The sequence below is a fragment of the Aminobacter sp. UC22_36 genome, from assembly GCF_044056035.1.
In the GTDB taxonomy this organism is placed as follows: Bacteria; Pseudomonadota; Alphaproteobacteria; order Rhizobiales; family Rhizobiaceae; genus Aminobacter.
Genome location: NZ_CP171996.1, coordinates 1,658,561 through 1,675,713 on the forward strand (window position 1 = coordinate 1,658,561; position 17,153 = coordinate 1,675,713).

General features: G+C 63.1%; 17 protein-coding genes. 9 read left to right on the forward strand and 8 right to left on the reverse strand.

Annotated features, from left to right (window positions below):
* Positions 1 to 137 precede the first annotated feature (137 nt).
* From ACHMW7_RS11305 to ACHMW7_RS11320, 4 genes are read right to left on the reverse strand one after another with little or no spacing between them, the layout of a single operon-like run.
* Entirely contained in the window at positions 138 to 767 is a 630-nt protein-coding gene (locus ACHMW7_RS11305; RefSeq protein WP_395450330.1) for a hypothetical protein, read from the reverse strand.
* Positions 751 to 2,151 (reverse strand): flagellar protein export ATPase FliI, encoded by a 1,401-nt coding sequence (fliI, locus tag ACHMW7_RS11310; RefSeq protein ID WP_395450331.1) that lies wholly within the window; start codon positions 2,149 to 2,151, stop codon positions 751 to 753. Before fliI ends, ACHMW7_RS11305 begins: the two co-directional genes overlap by 17 nt.
* Positions 2,152 to 2,874 carry a flagellar basal-body rod protein FlgF gene (gene flgF, locus ACHMW7_RS11315; RefSeq protein ID WP_395450332.1) on the reverse strand — a complete coding sequence of 241 codons (723 nt, stop codon included), beginning with the start codon at positions 2,872 to 2,874 and terminating at the stop codon, positions 2,152 to 2,154.
* Positions 2,875 to 2,880: 6 nt separating this feature from the next.
* The gene (locus ACHMW7_RS11320; protein WP_395450333.1) at positions 2,881 to 4,002 is read right to left on the reverse strand and encodes a DUF1217 domain-containing protein; all 1,122 of its coding nucleotides are present in this window, start codon (positions 4,000 to 4,002) and stop codon (positions 2,881 to 2,883) included.
* A gap of 152 nt (positions 4,003 to 4,154) precedes the next feature.
* Here ACHMW7_RS11320 and motA point away from each other — a divergent pair, with 152 nt between their 5' ends.
* Genes motA through ACHMW7_RS11350 form a run of 6 tightly spaced genes read left to right on the forward strand, consistent with a single transcriptional unit; the run spans position 4,155 to position 9,035 of the window.
* The gene (gene motA / locus ACHMW7_RS11325; RefSeq protein ID WP_395450334.1) at positions 4,155 to 5,030 is read left to right on the forward strand and encodes a flagellar motor stator protein MotA; all 876 of its coding nucleotides are present in this window, start codon (positions 4,155 to 4,157) and stop codon (positions 5,028 to 5,030) included.
* 36 nt (positions 5,031 to 5,066) lie between these two features.
* A complete protein-coding gene (locus ACHMW7_RS11330) occupies positions 5,067 to 5,999 on the forward strand; it encodes a FliM/FliN family flagellar motor switch protein (protein ID WP_395450335.1) in 933 nt (310 codons plus the stop codon).
* Between the two features lie 52 nt (positions 6,000 to 6,051).
* Positions 6,052 to 6,450, forward strand: coding sequence for a flagellar motor switch protein FliN (gene fliN / locus ACHMW7_RS11335; RefSeq protein ID WP_395450336.1), 399 nt, complete (start codon positions 6,052 to 6,054; stop codon positions 6,448 to 6,450).
* Between the two features lie 43 nt (positions 6,451 to 6,493).
* Positions 6,494 to 7,501 (forward strand): flagellar motor switch protein FliG, encoded by a 1,008-nt coding sequence (locus tag ACHMW7_RS11340; protein WP_395450337.1) that lies wholly within the window; start codon positions 6,494 to 6,496, stop codon positions 7,499 to 7,501.
* A 26-nt stretch (positions 7,502 to 7,527) separates the two neighbouring features.
* The gene (gene flhB, locus ACHMW7_RS11345) at positions 7,528 to 8,604 is read left to right on the forward strand and encodes a flagellar biosynthesis protein FlhB (protein ID WP_395450338.1); all 1,077 of its coding nucleotides are present in this window, start codon (positions 7,528 to 7,530) and stop codon (positions 8,602 to 8,604) included.
* Positions 8,601 to 9,035: a hypothetical protein gene (locus tag ACHMW7_RS11350; RefSeq protein ID WP_395450339.1), complete on the forward strand. Its 435-nt coding sequence runs from the start codon at positions 8,601 to 8,603 to the stop codon at positions 9,033 to 9,035. Before flhB ends, ACHMW7_RS11350 begins: the two co-directional genes overlap by 4 nt.
* Here the strand turns inward: ACHMW7_RS11350 and ACHMW7_RS11355 are convergent.
* Both ACHMW7_RS11355 and ACHMW7_RS11360 read right to left on the reverse strand, forming a co-directional pair.
* Positions 9,032 to 9,793 (reverse strand): LuxR C-terminal-related transcriptional regulator, encoded by a 762-nt coding sequence (locus tag ACHMW7_RS11355; protein ID WP_395450340.1) that lies wholly within the window; start codon positions 9,791 to 9,793, stop codon positions 9,032 to 9,034. The two genes, ACHMW7_RS11350 and ACHMW7_RS11355, sit on opposite strands and share 4 nt — an antisense overlap.
* Entirely contained in the window at positions 9,790 to 10,491 is a 702-nt protein-coding gene (locus ACHMW7_RS11360) for a LuxR C-terminal-related transcriptional regulator (protein ID WP_395450341.1), read from the reverse strand. Before ACHMW7_RS11360 ends, ACHMW7_RS11355 begins: the two co-directional genes overlap by 4 nt.
* A 512-nt stretch (positions 10,492 to 11,003) precedes the next feature.
* On the opposite strand from ACHMW7_RS11360, the gene ACHMW7_RS11365 reads away from it, so the two are divergent.
* A complete protein-coding gene (locus ACHMW7_RS11365) occupies positions 11,004 to 12,191 on the forward strand; it encodes a TMEM43 family protein (RefSeq protein ID WP_395450342.1) in 1,188 nt (395 codons plus the stop codon).
* A 102-nt stretch (positions 12,192 to 12,293) separates the two neighbouring features.
* On the opposite strand, the gene ACHMW7_RS11370 is transcribed toward ACHMW7_RS11365, so the two are convergent.
* Positions 12,294 to 13,325: a histone deacetylase family protein gene (locus ACHMW7_RS11370; RefSeq protein WP_395450343.1), complete on the reverse strand. Its 1,032-nt coding sequence runs from the start codon at positions 13,323 to 13,325 to the stop codon at positions 12,294 to 12,296.
* A gap of 17 nt (positions 13,326 to 13,342) precedes the next feature.
* Positions 13,343 to 13,996 carry a TetR/AcrR family transcriptional regulator gene (locus tag ACHMW7_RS11375; RefSeq protein WP_395450344.1) on the reverse strand — a complete coding sequence of 218 codons (654 nt, stop codon included), beginning with the start codon at positions 13,994 to 13,996 and terminating at the stop codon, positions 13,343 to 13,345.
* 258 nt (positions 13,997 to 14,254) lie between these two features.
* Between ACHMW7_RS11375 and ACHMW7_RS11380 the strand changes: the two genes are divergently transcribed.
* The gene (locus ACHMW7_RS11380; RefSeq protein WP_395450345.1) at positions 14,255 to 15,937 is read left to right on the forward strand and encodes an amidohydrolase; all 1,683 of its coding nucleotides are present in this window, start codon (positions 14,255 to 14,257) and stop codon (positions 15,935 to 15,937) included.
* A 120-nt stretch (positions 15,938 to 16,057) separates the two neighbouring features.
* Positions 16,058 to 17,152: an ABC transporter ATP-binding protein gene (locus tag ACHMW7_RS11385; RefSeq protein WP_395450346.1), complete on the forward strand. Its 1,095-nt coding sequence runs from the start codon at positions 16,058 to 16,060 to the stop codon at positions 17,150 to 17,152.
* Position 17,153: the final 1 nt, after the last annotated feature.

Genomic DNA, 17,153 nt, shown 5'->3' on the forward strand with positions numbered 1-17,153 from the left:
CAGATTTCCAAACACTATTGCCTCAGTCTTGCGCGGGCCTTGCGCGGGGCCCTTCCAGCGCCGTGCACCGGAACGGACGCACCAGGATCCACGCATCGTGCTTTCCGAAAGTCGTTTCCGATTTTCGGACCGATGCGCTAGCGCGTGACCTGGAAGACTTCTTCACGCGAGGTGACGAGCACCCATTTGCCATCGCGCTGTTCGATCGATGCGACACGGCTGGAATCGGGCAGGACCGAACCGCGCTGGACGATCCAGACGCCGGCGTCGTCTTCGATCATGGCGCGGCCATTGGTGACATGGACGAGCTTGAACTCGATCTTGGGTCCGGGGAAGGGCTGTTCGGCGATACCGGCAACGCCAGCTTCGCTGTCGTTGTTGGGGCGCAGCGAGCCGGTGGCGAACAGGTCGAGCTTCATCGGCGGAATGTCTTCGACAGACATTGGCGCGCCGACGCGCTCGACCGGCTGGCCCATCACCAGCGGAACCGCCTGGTCGTTCTGGCCGCCGCCGGAGAATTTCATCGCGCGAATGCCGAACTTGTCCTGGTTGAAGAAGATGTACCAGGGAAACAGCGCGCAGGTGAGCCCAAGCGCGATGCCGAGGCCGGCGATGATGAAGTCGCTGCGGTGATTGCGCTTTTCGCGTCTTGGGGCGATGGTCAGCGGTGAGCGCTTCAGGCCAAGGCGCTGCAGAAGCGTGCGCGGCTTGTCCTTGGACCCGATCATCTCAAGGAACTCGCTTGCCGGGTCATTCCGCCTGAACATGGGCTCTATCCTTGGATTTCAGATGGCGTGCGAGATCGGAGAACGGATCGAGCGAAAGCCGGTCGACGGGCGACTGGCCCAGGGCTTCGTAGATCACCGGGACCTGGCGCACGGCGAGATCGAGGTCGGGATCGGCACCGGGCTGGTAGGCGCCGAGCAGGCGGATGTCGCGGGTGTCTTCGAAACGCGAAATCAGCGCCTTGAGCTTGCTGACGAGCTGGCGCTGCTCAGGTGTCCAGGCCTTGCCGGCGAGACGCGAGATCGAGGCCAGCGGATTGACCGGCGGATAGCGACCCTGCTCGGCGATCGAGCGGTCGAGCACGATATGGCCGTCAAGGATGCCGCGGACGGAATCGGCGACCGGATCGTTGTGGTCGTCGCCGTCGATGAGCACCGAGATGATCGCGGTGATCGAGCCGGTGCCCTCCATGCCGGGCCCGGCACGTTCGAGCAGCTTGGGCAGCTCGGTGAAGACGGATGCGGGGTAGCCGCGCGCCACTGGCGGTTCGCCGGCACCGATGGCGACCTCACGCAATGCGTGGGCAAAGCGGGTGATCGAATCGAGCACCAGCAGCACGCGGTCGCCCCGGTCGCGGAAATGCTCGGCGACGCGCATCGCGGTATCTGGGGCGCGGCGGCGCATCATCGCGCTCTCGTCGGAGGTGGCAACGACGGCGACGGTCTTGGCCATGGAGGCCACGCCGATGGTGTCTTCGAGGAATTCGCGCACTTCGCGGCCGCGTTCGCCGATCAAGGCGACGACAACGGTGTCGAAAGCATCGGCGCCGGCGAGCATGGCAAGCAGCGTCGACTTGCCGACGCCGGAGCCGGCGAAGATGCCCATGCGCTGGCCGAAGCAGAGCGGCGTGAAGATGTCGATGACGCGGACGCCGGTCATGAAACCGGTTTCGACGCGCTGGCGCGCCAGCGCTGCCGGCGGGACGGCTTCGGTGGCGTCCTGCTTGGCGCTGCGGATCAGGGGCGCTCCGGCGTCGATCGGCCTTCCAAGGGCGTCGATGGCACGACCGCGCCAGCTTGGATGCGGCGTGATGGCGATCGGCCCACGGGTGAAGACGGCGTCGCCGACGCCAACCTCGCCGCTGCTCTCATAAGGTGCGACCAGAACCTCATCTCGGCCGATCTGGACGATCTCGCCGCGGCGGTTGCGGCCATGGCCGCGATGCTCGACGATATCGCCAAGGCGGGCGCTCGAGGACAGGCCGCCGACCTTGTAATGGGTCGGTGCGATTTCCGTGACTTGTCCACCACGCCTGACCAGCAGGCGATCGTCGGCGAAGCGGTGCTGGATGCGTTCGAGCGCTTCAAGCCGGTTGTCGTGGACCGCCTGAGGCTCGGTGCGGATGCTGGTCAGCGACGTGCTCACTTACTTCGAGCCGAGGGTCTTGATGGCGTCGGAGAACGAGGCTTCGGTCTGGCGCATCAGGGCAGCGGTGTTTTCGAAGGCCCGCTGCACCATGATGAGCTTGGTCATCTCCTTGATCGGATTGACGTTGGAATCCTCGACAAAACCCTGGATGATGCCGGCGTCCATGCGGTCGACGACCGGTTCGGGTGCTGACGGCGGGATGACGCCCGAATTGCCATAGCGAACGAAATTGGTGCCCGGATTGAACTCATAGAGGCCAATTGCGCCGACCAGCTTGCCGTCCTGGCGCAGCGAGCCGTCGGTGCCTGCTGTCGGCGGGCCGGCACGCGGGTCGAGCTGCATCGGCGCGCCGCCGGCGTCGAGAACCGGGTGTCCCTCGACGGTGACCAGTTGGCCGTCGCTGGTCATGGAGAAGCGGCCGTCGCGCGTCATCACGACGCCGGCCGGCGTTTCGATGCCGAACCAGGCATCGCCGCGGACTGCGAAGTCGAACGGGTTACCGGTTTCGCGCATCGCGCCGTGCTGGGTCGAAAGGTAGGTGTTACCCGGCGAGGTGAAGGACACCGATTGTGGTCCAAGGCCGGAAACGACGTCCTCGAACTTCACGCCGGTGGCGCGGAAGCCGACCGTCGAGGCGTTGGCGACATTGTCGGCGATGGTGTTGAGACGCTTTTCGAGTGCGACCTGGGCGGAGAGGGCGACGTAGAGACCATTCTGCATGATGTCTCAGAACCTCATTTTATGCATGGCAAACAGCAGGTCGGCTGAAATGCCATAGGAAGGTGACTTGCCGAAGAGCACGCCGACCGACTGCTGTACCGGCGATGAAGGGTTGTTGATTTCCCAAAGGCTGGTGAAGCGCTTGAGGAAGTCGCCGAGCTTCTTGGGATTTGAAAAAGTCTCGATCTTGAGTTTGCTCTCGAACAGCTTGACCTGCTTGTCGATGTCGGCTTGGGCAAAGGCCTCGGGCAAGGCGAGCGCTGTGCGCACGACCTTGGACAGGGCGGGATCGGCAAGGATTTCGTAAAAGCTGGTGACTGTCTTGGCCTTGCGCTCGAAATAGAGGGCGAGGCGCACGCCCTCATTGCTCTTGCCGGCGTCTTCCTCGAGCGTCTGGCGCACATATTTGTCAACCGCGGGCCTCTGGGCCAGATTGTAGGTGGTCGCGCTCTCGCCGAAGGCCTCGAAGTTGTAGGTGCTGGCGAAAGCGGCGTAGCGCTTGTCCGTCATCTGGTTGGCGAAGCTTTTCGGATCGCGAACGCCGCCGGCCAGAACCTTCTCCATCATCTCCTTGTTGGGGATCGAAGCTTCGATGGCGAAGGCTTTCATCGCGAAGGTGTAGAGCCTGGTATCGGCCATCAGATCCTTGGCCGACTTCACCTTGACGATGTTGTCGAGGTAGTACTTCACCTCTTGCTGAACGGCGGGCGACTTGGGATCGACCCCACCCAGCTTGACCTGGGCGAGGTACTTGTCGACTGCGCCTTGCTGCGCCTTGTTGAAGACGGTGGCTTTGTCGCCGAGTTCGGCGAAGTTGAAGCTCTTGACGAATTCGGCGTATCGCTTGTCGCTCAGCTTGTTGGCGAAGCTGTCTTTGTTGGCCACGCCTTCCTTCAGGGCCTTGGCTATGAACGCCTTGGCGTAGGTCATGTTCTCCAGGCCATGGGCCTTCATGGCGTATCTGAACAGGCGCTCGTTCTTGACGAACTCGTCGACGCTTTTCACCTTGGTGATGTTCTTGAGGTAGTATTCGGTGTCGCGCTCGACAGTGGGTTGGTCCTCGACACGACCAAGAGCCTTGCCGAGATCCCGCGCGATCAGGTGGTAGCTTGTATAGGTATTGATCACGACAACAGCCCTTCCGCCGCAGCATAGACGGGGAAGGCTACGCTCAAATGCTTGCGCGAGGCTGAATCGGATCGCGACGGTCCTTCAAGCCTCACACAAGGCACGGCAGCTATCTGTGCCTGCATGTTGCTTTGAATGCGGAAGGACCTGCTGTGGGCATTCTGATTGGACTCGTCGTGACGCTGGGCTGTGTGCTCGGCGGTTTCATGGCGATGGGTGGACACCTAGAAGTCCTGATGCAGCCTTGGGAGCTCGTCATTATCGGCGGCGCCGCCCTCGGCACCTTCCTGGTCGCCAACCCGATGGCCACCGTGAAGGATACCGGCAAGGCGATTGTCGAAGCGCTCAAGCAGGCGGTGCCGAAAGAGCAGGATTATCTCGAAACACTCGGCGTGCTGCATTCGCTGATGCGCGAGCTGCGCACCAAGACGCGCTCCGAGGTTGAAGCCCACATCGACAACCCCGACGACTCGCCGATCTTCCAGGCCTACCCTTCGGTGCTGAAGAACTACGACCTGACGCATTTCATCTGCGACTATTGCCGCATCATCATCATCGGCAATGCCCGCTCGCACGAGATCGAAGCGCTGATGGACGAGGAAATCCAGACCATCCGCGCCGACAAGCTCAAGTCCTATCATGCATTGATCGCGGTTGGTGACGGCCTGCCGGCGCTCGGCATCGTCGCCGCCGTGCTCGGCGTGGTCAAGGCGATGGGCGCGCTCGATCAGTCGCCCGAGATCCTCGGCGGCCTGATCGGTGCCGCACTGGTCGGCACCTTCCTCGGTATCTTTTTGTCTTATGCGGTGGTCGGCCCGATCGCCACCAAGATCAAGACGGTGCGTGAGAAGAAGAACCGTCTCTACATCGTCGTCAAGCAGACGCTGCTGGCCTACATGAACGGTTCGCTGCCGCAGGTGGCGATCGAGTTCGGCCGCAAGACGATCTCGTCTTATGATCGCCCGTCGATCGACTCGGTGGAGCAGAGCACGCTGAACACGGCCATTATCGAGAAGAAGGCGGCCTGAGCCAATGCGGGACGCTGACAAAGGGCATCGCAAGTCATGAATACCACCGCAAGCCCGGCGGAATCGCGGGACGTCGTCATCGAGCGCTTGTTGGGCGATACGGGCGAACCGGAGAAAGTGCATGCCGCTGCGCGCCGTCTGGCGGAACGCGCGGCAACCGCAGTTGCCGAAGCCATCAACGATGTGCTGCCGTCGCCGGTGTTCATCGAGGTTGGCGAGGTCAAGCTTGGCCGCATGACCGATGCCAAGGCCGGCAAGAACAACCAGGCGATGACCGTCGCTCCGACCCGTGCGTCGCCTGATGGCCTGGTGATGACGTTCGATCCGCAGGCGATCGCCATCCTGGTCAACCTGATGTTCGGTGGCGAGCCGACGCGCGACGTCGCGCCGATCGATCGCGATCTTTCTTCGATCGAGCTCGGCGTTGTCTCGCTGCTGATCCAGGATGTGGCGCGTGCGATGAATGCCCAGGGCCCGGACGGTGGGCTCGGCGTCAAGTTGCCGGCGCCGGAAGCGATGACCGGCCAGACGATGAAGAAGCATGTCTTCCGCGATGGGCCTTCGGCGCGCATCGTGTTGACGATTTCGACGACCGCGTCGCGCGGGACGCTGACGCTGACGCTGCCGCAGCGCGTGCTGGTGACGGATCGCCGCCAGGTCGAGGCGGAGACAAATGCCGCGCCAACTACCGAATGGCGCTCGCGTTTCTCCGACGAGTTGATGCGCTCGACAGTGAAGCTCGAAGCCTCGATGCCGATCGGTCGCATGACGCTTGGCGAATTGACCGGGCTCGAGGTCGGCCAGGTCATCGAACTGGCCGAGAATACCCAGTCCAACGCGGTCATCGCCGCCCGCGGCAAGACGTTGTTTGCCTGCGAGTTCGGCAAGCTCGGCCAGAATTACACCGTACGCATCCGGCGTCCGTTCGACTCTACCGAAGAAACAATTGAAGGGATCGTCGCGGGTTGAAGCGCTGCCAAGCAGCGCCCGGCATAGCGAACGACAGAACTGGAGAACACCGATGAGCAAGGCGCAGTCCAAGCCCGAAGTCGAGAAGCCCGAAATCGAAGTCGAGGACGATCAGCTCAACCGTGCCATCGAGGAATTGCGCGGCGTTCTGAGCGAAGAGGAAAAACGCCCAAGCGCGGCGAACACCACCGCTGCAGGCAACAACAGCGTGATCTTCGGCATTCCGGTCGAAGTGCAGATCGTGCTCGGCAGCACCGAAATGCCGGTGTCCGAGCTGATGACGCTGCAGAAGGGCTCGACCGTGGCGCTCGACCGCCGCATCGGCGAACCGGTCGACGTGGTGGTCAACGGCCGTCGCATCGCGCGCGGCGAGATCACGGTACTTGAAAGCGACCCGTCGCGCTTCGGCATCCGCCTGACCGAAATCGTTGCGGCGACGAAGAGCGCCTGAGGACTTTGACCGTGCTTACCCATGCTTCTAGAAAGGCTTCCGCATGACGACGCTGGCGACGCTGACGCGGCCGCAGAAGGCGGCGGCCATACTGGTGGCGATGGGCAAGCCCTCGGCAAGCCGGCTGCTCAAGTTCTTCAAGCAGGATGAGCTCAAGGCGCTGATCGAAGGTGCGCGGCTTCTGCGCACCATCCCGCAGGCCGATCTTGAACGGATCGTCGCCGAATTCGAGGCCGAGTTCACCGAAGGTGCCGGCCTGCTCGACTCGGCCGACAAGATGGACACGATCCTCAACGAGTCGCTGTCGCCTGAAGAGATGAACGCCCTGATGGGCGGCGCGCCCTTGGCGATCAAGGACAACTTGCCGCCGGTGTGGCCGCAGGTCGAAAGGCTCGAAGCAGCCCAGATCGGTGCCTTCCTGGCCAATGAGCATCCGCAGACCGCGGCAATGATCCTGTCCAACCTCGCGCCGACCTACGCGGCAAGGGTGGTGCTGTCGCTGGAAAAGCCGGCGCGCAGCGAAATCATCAAGCGCATGATGGAACTGGCGAGCGTGCCGGAGGCCGCAACCAAGCTGGTCGAACAGCAGATCCGCAGCCGCGTCCTGACCGAAAGCGCCCAAAAGGACACTTCGGTTGGGCAGACGCGTGTCGCCAGCGTGCTCAACGAACTCGACAAGTCGCAACTCGAAGAAGTCATGAGCGACCTCAGGGAAGTCGGCATGGCCGATCTCGACGCCATTCGCGCCCGGCTGTTTTCCTTCGAAGACGTTTCTTCCATGTCGCAGAAGGCGCGTGTGGCGCTGTTCGACGGGCTGTCGAGCGAACTCATCACACTCGCCTTGCGCGGCACGGCACTGCCGCTTGCCGAAGCCGTGTTGTCGTCGATCGGCGCACGCACGCGCCGCATGATCGAATCCGAACTCAGCCAGGGATCGGAAGGCGTTCAGCCGGCTGATATCCTGCGCGCCCGCAAGACCATTGCCTCGACGGCATTGCGCATGGCGAACGAGGGTCTCCTCGAATTGCCATCGGCGCAGAACGCCGCCTGACGCCGTCGGCCGCGGTCTGCTGAGCGATGTCGGACGAGGATAAAGACTCCAAAACAGAAGAGCCGACAGAAAAGAAAATCCGCGACACGATGGAGAAAGGCAAGTTGCCTGTCTCCAAGGAAGTCGCGATCTTCACCTCGTTTCTGGCGATCATGGTCTACACCGTGTTCTTCGTCAGCACGGCGGTGGCCGATCTCGGCGTCTTCCTGGCGAACTTCCTCGAAAAACCGGAAGCATGGCCGCTTGGCACCGAGCGCGACGTCATCGAACTCTACCAGGCGGTGGCGGTTGAAGTCGGCCGCGCCGTCGCCAGCCTGTTCCTGATGCTGATCGTCGCCGGCGTCGGTTCCTCGCTGATCCAGAACGTGCCGCAATTCGTTGGCGAGCGGATCCGCCCGCAAGCCGAGCGCATCTCGCTGACCAAGGGATGGAAGCGGATGTTCGGGGCGCAGGGCCTCGTCGAGTTCCTGAAGTCGCTGGGCAAGCTCGGCTTCGTCATGATTGTGCTCTACTTCGTCCTGTCGGACGATCATCGCCGGCTGCTCGCCGGCATGATCACCAATCCGGTTGCCTTCGGCGATGTCATTCGCGGCATCACCGTCGACATCCTGGTGGCGATCGTCTTCGTCATGGGGGCGATCGGCGTCGCGGACATCTTGTGGTCGCGTTTCCACTGGTTCCAGGAACAGCGGATGACCAAGCAAGAGGTCAAGGACGAGATGAAGCAGTCGGAAGGCGATCCGATCATCAAGGCGCGCCTGCGTTCGATCGCGCGCGACCGTGCCCGCCAACGCATGCTGACGGCGGTGCCCAAGGCGACGCTGGTGATCGCCAACCCGACCCACTTCGCCATCGCGCTGCGTTATGTCCGCAACGAGGATGCAGCCCCTGTCGTGCTCGCCAAGGGGCAGGACCTGGTGGCGCTGAAGATCCGCGAGATCGCCGAGCAGAACGGCGTTCCAGTGTTCGAGGACGTTGCTCTCGCTCGCTCCATGTACAAGCAAGTTTCGGTGGATAGTGTCATTCCATCGCAGTTCTATCAGGCCGTCGCCGAACTGGTGCGGATCGTTTACGGAAACAGGGCTCAGCGCAATCCGTCATGAAAAATCAGCAGTACGCTTCGTCCCGTGAAGTACTTGTTGCAACGGCTATCCAGCCGGTGGTGCGCGAATTGCGCCTCGTCGACCTGGCCGACTACATAGCCTTCATCCGGCTCGAGCATTTCGCCAATGTCGCCGACCTCGTCGACTCTGCGGCGGAGCTGTATTTCATGCCGGGCGCACTGCGCATGGGGTTGGGCGGCGAAGCGCATGTCAGCTGGACCGGCAATCCGCGCATCGTGCTCGATCTCGAGCTCCGGCCGGAAGGTGCCGTGGTCTATTTCCAGCTTTCGATGACGGCCAACAATGCGTCGATCGAAGTTCACTACGTGTCGTTTGAAAAGCCCGATCCGGAACCCGAAAAGAACACCGAATATCTCGCGGCGGCCATCCAGCACGCGATGATCAGGCGGCCACAGGCCGAAGCTGCCTAGTCGATCAGGCCCAGGCGCAGCGCCTTGGCGACCGCATGCATGCGGTTGACGGCGTTGAGCTTCTGCGTCGTCTGGGTGAGGTATTGATTGGCAGTGTGGACCGAAAGCTTGAGCAGCTTGGCGATCTCTTCGCTGGTGTAGCCGCGCGAGGTCAGCTTCAGGCATTCGATCTCGCGGCGCGACATCGACGGCAGGGCGCGGGACTGGGTGGAAATGATGCGGGCCACCGCATCGAACAATGCAAAGCAGCGACCGTGCAGGTCGTGCAGCGATTGCGGATTGGGCGAAAGCTCGGGGCCGGCAAAGATGAAAAGGCCGACCTGGCCACGGTCGGTATAGACAGGGAAGGCGATGCCGCGGCCGCTCTGCGCGAGCGGTTCGATGCGGCTCGTCCAGGGAAGTGCCGCAAAGGCCTGCGCGGCATCGGCGTCGTCCGCCCACCAGCACGGTGCTGTCGACTGGCGCGCATGACGCATCAAATGTTCGCCGATGCCGCCGCCAAGCAGGCGCGCTGCGGACATGGTGCTGGGATAGTCGGAGTCAAAGCAAGGTGTCAGACGGCCGCTGTCGGCGGACGGGCCTGCCAGGCACAAGGCGAAGTCGCGTGCACCAAGATCGATCGAGATCCAGCGGCAACGCTTGGCGGCGTCGGCGAGGGTGACGGCGTGGAGGCCGATCGCCGCCGCGTGGCTGGGCAAGGCGACATCCTGCTCGCATTCGGACGCGCGGCTTAGCTGCTTTGCCTGGGCGTAGCTCAAATGATGCCGCTCCTGATTGCGGTTGCAATCGCCATGGCGCGATTGGAGGCCGACAGTTTCTGGATCGCGTGGGTGATGTAGCTGTTGACGGTGTTGGACGACACGCCAAGGATCAGCGCGACCTCGTCGGTGGTCTTGCCTTCGGACACCCAAAACAGGCATTCGCGCTCGCGATCCGACAGCGGGTCCTGCATTGTCGCGGCAGCCAGCACGCTCGGCGCCTGCGACAGCGCATAACAGCATTCGAGCTGGGTCCGCGGCATGACGTTCGGGTCGATGCGGCCGGCTTCGGCCGCGGAGAACAGGACGAACAGGCGCTGGCGGCCGACATGCAGGCGCAGCGCGAAGATTTCGGCGTGGCCGAGCACGTCGAGCAGGCGGGCGTCCTCGCCACCGAGGATGGCCGGTGCCTGGGAAGCAAGCAGGCTCTGCGGGCGTGCGCCCGGTGCGCTGGCGAAAGGCCCCTGGGCGAGGCCGGCGATCAGCGCATGGCCGGCGAGTTGGATGGCGTCGTAGATCCAGTTCGAGGCGATGATCTGGAGATTATCGCGCTCCTGATCCTGGGCGATGGCGACGAGCATGTAGCCGTCGGCGCCGATCTCGTCGGTCAGGTTCATGAAGAAAGCGGTAAGATCGCTCCTGGATGCGAGCCTTGCTGCGACGGTGGTCTGTTCGTTGCGGGCGGCGAGGGCGGTCATCTGAAAAACTTCTGCCGGAATCCATTATGGAACCAGATTTGGGCGGTGCCCGAACCGGTCGAAAAAACTCGTGACTTTGACGTTAAAAACGCGACGCGGACGCCTGGGCATCCATCGGCCGAATCCGTACTGGTCGCGCGAAACCTGACGCGCTCTCCACCGGGAAAATCCCCGGCATTTCAGAGAGTTGGTGGTTCGCCGCGCCCCCCGAGGACCGGCTGATTCGGGTGTAATCTAACCCCTCGCGAATCGCTCCGCAAACATAATTGACAAAAAGTTAATTCAGAGTCTTTCGACAGACTCAAGGCAGGGTAATGCGCGGCGGAAACCCTGGGGAAAGCTTGTGGAAGTCACCTCCATTTTCGAAAAGGATCATGCCGCGATTCAATGGGCTACGGCGTCCTTTGCCTGCCGGAAGGCGCGTGGCGCTGCGGCGGAAAGCTTCGCAGAATCGCCATTGATCGGCCGGCACAATCGGCTTAACGCTGCGTCCACTTGGGCAGGGGAATGCGATGAGCGACCAATTTCGCGAAGTGAGCAGTGTGTCGTGGTTCGGCCGCATCAAGCGATCGGTCGGCGGCGTGCTGGTCGGGCTGATCCTTGTCCTTGCCATGGTGGCGGTGCTGTTCTGGAACGAGGGTCGGGCGGTGACCACGGCGCGGTCGTTGGCCGAGGGCGCCGGCGCCGTCATATCGGTGCCTGTCGACAAGATAGATGCCGTCAATGAAGGCGAGCTGGTGCACACCACGGGCCCGCTGACCACGTCGGACGAGGTCAGCGATCCGGACTTCGCCATCGAGGCCAAGGGCGTGCGCCTGGTGCGCACTGCCGAGATGTTCCAGTGGGTGGAAAACTCCAAGTCGGAAACCAACACCAAGCTCGGCGGAGGCGAGGAAACTGTCACCACCTACAGTTATGCCAAGGAGTGGCAGGACCGTCCTATCGCCTCCTCGGAGTTCAAGCAGCAGGCCAATCATCAGAACCCGCCGATGGAGCTTGGCTCGCGCACGTTCCAGATCCATGAGGGCAAGCTCGGCGCGTTCACGCTCGACGAGCCGGTGTTCGACCGCATCGGCGACAGCAATCCGCTGACCATCACGCCAAGCCAGCTTCCCGATATCGCTGCGGCCTATCCCGGCACCGAACGCGTGAACGTTGTCGAAGGTCGCATCTATCTCGGTGCCAATCCGACCTCTCCGGCAATCGGCGACTATCGCATCGAATACCGGCTGGTGCCGCTGGGCGACATCAGTGTCATCGGGCGCCAGACCGGCGAAAGGTTTTCACCCTACCAGACGGTCGCCGGCGACGAATTGCTGCTGGTCGACAGCGGCAGGGTGCCGGCCGAAAAGATGTTCGCCGACGCGGTGAGCGCCAACACCATCATTACCTGGCTGGTGCGCGCCGGCTGCCTGCTGTTGCTGGCCATCGGCTTCGGTCTGCTGCTGGGGCCGCTCGGCGTGCTGGCCGACGTGATCCCGTTTGTCGGCAGCATCGTGCGCATGGGCACCGGGCTGATCGCCTTCGTGCTGGCGCTGCTGGTCGGCACCGCGACGATTGCCATCGCCTGGTTCTGGTACCGGCCGTTGCTGGCGATCGGCATTGCGGTTGGTGGGCTTGCGCTCGCTTATCTGCTGACGAGGTTCGGGCGCCGGAAAGCGGCCGCACCGGCGGCCGTGGGTCCCGTCTCGGCACAGTGACTTGAGAGTGGCTGGGCAGCCAGGCGCCGCCGCTCATCCGACCCTGAGTTTATCGGAGGGCCGGGACCTTCTCCCCGCCAGCGGGGAGAAGGAGCTTGACGACTACCGTCCCTCGAAGCCGGTGAGCACGCCGACGGCGTTGACGCCAATCTCGTCGACGGCGTAGCCGCCTTCCATGACAAACAGAGTGGGCAGACCAAGCTTGGCAATGCGGGCGCCGATCTTGGGATAGTCGGCGCTGGTCAGCTTGAAGTGGCTGATCGGATCCTTCTCGAAGGTGTCGACGCCGAGCGAGACGACGACGACATCGGGGGCATAAGCCGCTAGTTTCCGGCAGGCATCTTCCAGCGCTTCGTTCCACGTCTCCCAAGAGGTGCCGAACGGCATCGGATAGTTGAGGTTGAAGCCATCGCCCGCACCTGAACCGTGCTCGTCGGCATGGCCGAGGAAGAACGGATATTCGGTCATCGGATCGCCGTGCAGGTTGATGACCTGCACATCGGCGCGCGCATAGAAGATCTCTTGCGTGCCGTTGCCATGGTGGTAGTCGACGTCGAGCACGGCGACGCGCTTGGCGCCCTGGTCGCGAAACCATTGCGCGGCGACGGCGGCGTTGTTGATGAAGCAATAGCCGCCCATGAAGGCAGCACCGGCATGGTGGCCCGGCGGTCGGCAAAGCGCGAAAGCCGAACGTTCGCCCGCCTTGACCAACTGGGCCGCGGTCAGCGCCACGTCATAAGACGACTTGATCGCGTCCCAGGTGCCTTTGACGAAGCTCGCGCCGCCGTCGAAGGAATAGTAGCCGAGCAGCGCTTCGATGGTCTGGGGGCGGATGTCGCCGCGCAGGCCGCGCGTCGGCCAGGCGAAGGGAATGGCCGAGCCGGTCTTGCCGGCGGCTTCCCACTGCGGCCAGACGGTCGGCAGGAAGTCGACGTAGTCGGCGGTGTGCACACGCTTTGCGGCCGTCAGGTCGTGCACCCCGGGCGCCAGGATATCCCCCAGCTTTTGATTTTCGATCCGCGCCTTGATGATCTCGGCTCGCGAGGGTTTTTCGAAGCCGGGCACGATGGCGCCAGCGACAAGCTCCATCTGGCCGCTGTGACCAGCATGGAGAGGCGAAAAGACTGTTTTCATGAAAATCCTTCCTGACGTTAGCTGAGGTCGAGATAAGGTATGACCAGGGCGAGCCACATGGTCTTGACGTCGTCCTGGATGAGATCGAAGGCCCTGCGGTCCCTTTTGAGGCCGACGAGCCGGCAGACGTGGCCGACCTCCATCATCACGACGCCCAGCCGGCCGGCGACATCATCCTGAAGCGCCGGATTCACATGCTGCAGCCAGGCGGCATAGAGGGCGATGATCTGGTCGTCATATTCGTTCTGGATGGGCCTGAGGTCGGGGTTGCCGGTGATGGCCTCGATGACCGGCATCAGGTTGGCGTTGTCGAGATAAAGCCTTGAGGTGTCGACGAAGAGCCTGTCGACTTCCTGCTGAAACGCGTCGCGATCGATGGGGCGAGGGGCGCTGATGCGCTTCGAAATCACCTCGGGAAAGGCTGCGAGCCAGCGCCGGGCGAGGTCCAGCAGGATGGCTTCCTTGTTGGGGAAGTACTGATAGACCGAGCCGACGGACAAGCCGGCGCGCTGCGCGATGGCAAGCGTCGTCGGCGTCTTGGTTCCCTGTTCCCTGGTCAAGGTCAGGGCGGCGTCGAGGATCCTGTCGACCACCTTGCTCGACCGTTCCTGTCGCGGCTGCTTGCGCGGCTTGAGCGCTGTCTTGGTCTTCCAGTTGAGACTGCGATTCACGGAATGAACTTCTCGCTCCCTGCTTGCGCCCATCATACACGGGTGCGTCCTCCACAACGCATCCAACAAAACCCGCATTGACAAACGCGAATAATTAGTCGCATTTTTTCTCGAGGCTGTCTTTAGGGAAACTCAGGGGAATTCCTTGGACAGCGGACCGGCTTCAGTCTTCCTGCCTGGTTGCGTCACTCCGTCTAGATGGCGGGCAAGCGCTGCGAGCTTGAAACGGTCTCAGTCAGTCAAAAGCGCGGAGTCGCGATGTCTGTCACGGAAACGGTTCGCAATGCCGATCTGATCGTCATCGACGGCCGCGTGCTGACCATGGACACGGCACAGCCAAGTGCTGAAGCGGTGGCCATCAAGGATGGATTGATCGCCGCCGTCGGCGACACGGCAACTGTCGAAGCATGGCGCGGACCCGACACCAGAGTGATCGATGCACGCGGCGGATCGGTGGTGCCGGGCTTCATCGAAGCGCATATGCATCTGTTTTCAGGCGCCGCCGAACTCGCCCACCTGCAACTCGCCGGCGTTCACGGCTTCGAGGCTCTGCGCGATGCGGTGCAGGCCTATGCCAGGTCGCGGCCCGACATGGGCATGCTCGTCGCCCAGGGCGCCGACTACACCATCCTCGGCAGTGAGCGCGTCACGCGTCATCATCTCGACGTCATCCTGCCCGACCGGCCGTTCCTGATGGCAGCGCCCGACCATCACACGATGTGGGCCAACACCAAGGCTCTGGAGGCTGCCGGCATCCTGCATGGTCGCGTGTTGGGCGCGGGCAACGAGATCGTCATGGGCGCCGACGGCCTGGCCGAGGGCGAGCTGCGCGAGAACGAAGCGTTCAACCCGGTGCTCAAGCTTGCCGGCGAGGGCCGTGTGCGGCTTGGCCTGTCGACCGGTGGCGAGCCCGATCCGATGCCCAGCACTGAGGAACGCGCCGGCGACCGCGCCATCATGCGGCGTGGGCTCGACTGGTGCGCCCGGCACGGCATCACCTCGATCCAGAACATGGACGGCAACTACTACCAGCTCGAGCTTCTGTCGGAGGTCGAGGCAGAGGGCGACCTGATCTGCCGGGTAAAGGTGCCGTTCCACTACAAGAACTTCATGACGCTCGACATGCTCGACAAGGCGTCGGACATGGCCGAGCGCTATGACAGCGAGTGGCTGTCGTCGAGCATGGTCAAGCTGTTCTACGATGGCGTGCTCGATTCCTGGACGGCTGTCATGATCGAGCCTTACGCCGACCGGCTGGACTGGGTCGGCGAGCCGCTGTTTTCGCCCGAGGAGTTCAAGCGCATCGCCGTCGAGATCGACAGGCGCGGCCTACAGATCGCCGTGCATTCGATCGGCGACGGTGCCGTGCGCGCCGTGCTCGACGGCTATGAGGCGGCGCGCGATGCCAACGGCACGCGCGACAGCCGTCACCGCGTCGAGCATATCGAGCTGACCACTGCGACCGATATTCCGCGCTTCGTTGGTCTCGGCGTCATCGCCTCGATGCAGCCGCCGCATCCCCCGGGCGGCATGAGCTTTCCGCTGGAGCCGACGGTATCGCGCATCGGCCGGACGCGCTGGCCCTATGCCTACCCGACCCGCACGCTGATCGAGGCCGGTGCGCATGTCGTGTTCGCCTCGGACTGGCCGGTGGCGCCGATCGACCCGATCCTGGGCATGCAGGCGGCGATGCTGCGCAAGCCGTGGGCGGATGACATGCCCGACCAGAGTGTCACCTTGCAGCAGGCCCTGGCCGGCTACACCGTCGAGGGTGCTTATGCCGAGTTCATGGAAGACAAGAAGGGTCAGCTGAAAACAGGTTTCTTTGGCGACCTGGTGGTGCTGTCGGCCGATATCGAGGCTACTCCTTTGGAGGCACTGCATGAGGTTCGACCGGTGACGACCATCTGCGGCGGCAAGGTGACCTACCAGGCCCGATGATGGCGCGGCGTTGCCTGGCGATTTGTAATGCGAGCTGTTGTTGCCAAGCCTTTTGGCATGTGGTGACAATTGGACGGGGACAAGTACCGCCGCAAAGGCGGACACAACAATGGGGCGTGTGTGCCGGAAATGCCGGATAGCAATGCGATTGAAGTTCGCGGGGTTCGCAAAGTCTTCGGAACGGGTGAGGCGCAGGTAGCGGCGCTCGATACTGTTTCGGTTTCGATCAGGGAAAACGAGTTCTTCACGCTGCTTGGACCTTCCGGCTGCGGCAAGACCACGCTTTTGCGCCTGATCGCCGGCTTCGACTTCCCTTCGGAAGGTGAAATCCTGCTTTATGGCAGCGATATCGCCCCGCTGCCGCCGTTCAAGCGGCCGGTCAACACGGTGTTCCAGTCCTACGCGTTGTTTCCGCACATGACGGTGGCGCAGAATATCGGCTTCGGCCTTGAAATGCTGGGCAGGCCGCGCGCCGAGATCGATGCGCGGGTGGCCGAAATGCTGAAGCTGGTGCGCATGGAGAAGCTCGCCAAGCGCCGCACCAGCCAGATCTCCGGCGGCCAGCAGCAGCGCGTGGCGCTCGCCCGGGCGCTGGCGCCGCAGCCCAAGGTGCTGTTGCTCGACGAGCCGCTGTCGGCGCTCGACTACAAGCTGCGCAAGGAAATGCAGATCGAGCTCAAGCGGCTGCAGCACGAGACCGGCATCACCTTCATCTTCGTCACCCACGACCAGGAAGAAGCCCTGACCATGTCGGACCGCATCGCGGTGATGTCGTCGGGCAAGATCCTGCAAGTCGGCACCCCACATGATATCTATGACCGTCCGGCCGAGCGCTTCGTCGCCGACTTCATCGGCGAGACCAATTTCCTCGACGCCAGGATCGACAGCCTCGACGGTGGCAAGGCCAAGGTGACGCTGAAGTCGGGCGCCTCGATCTCGGCGACCGTCGCCGACGGTTTCAAGCCCGACGGCGACGCGACGGTGGTGATCCGCCCCGAGCACGCCAAAGCCGTCAAGGGGCAGGGCGATATTTCGGGCGTGGTCGAAAACGTCGTCTATTTCGGCACCGACACGCATGTGCACATCAAGCTCGACGACGGCGAGACCTTCACCGTGCGCCAGCAGAACGCGCGCGGCGCAGGAGCCACCTTCGAGCGTGGCGAGCGCGTCGGCGTCGTCATCGGCGACGACGCGGCCCAGATCCTGAAGGACTGAG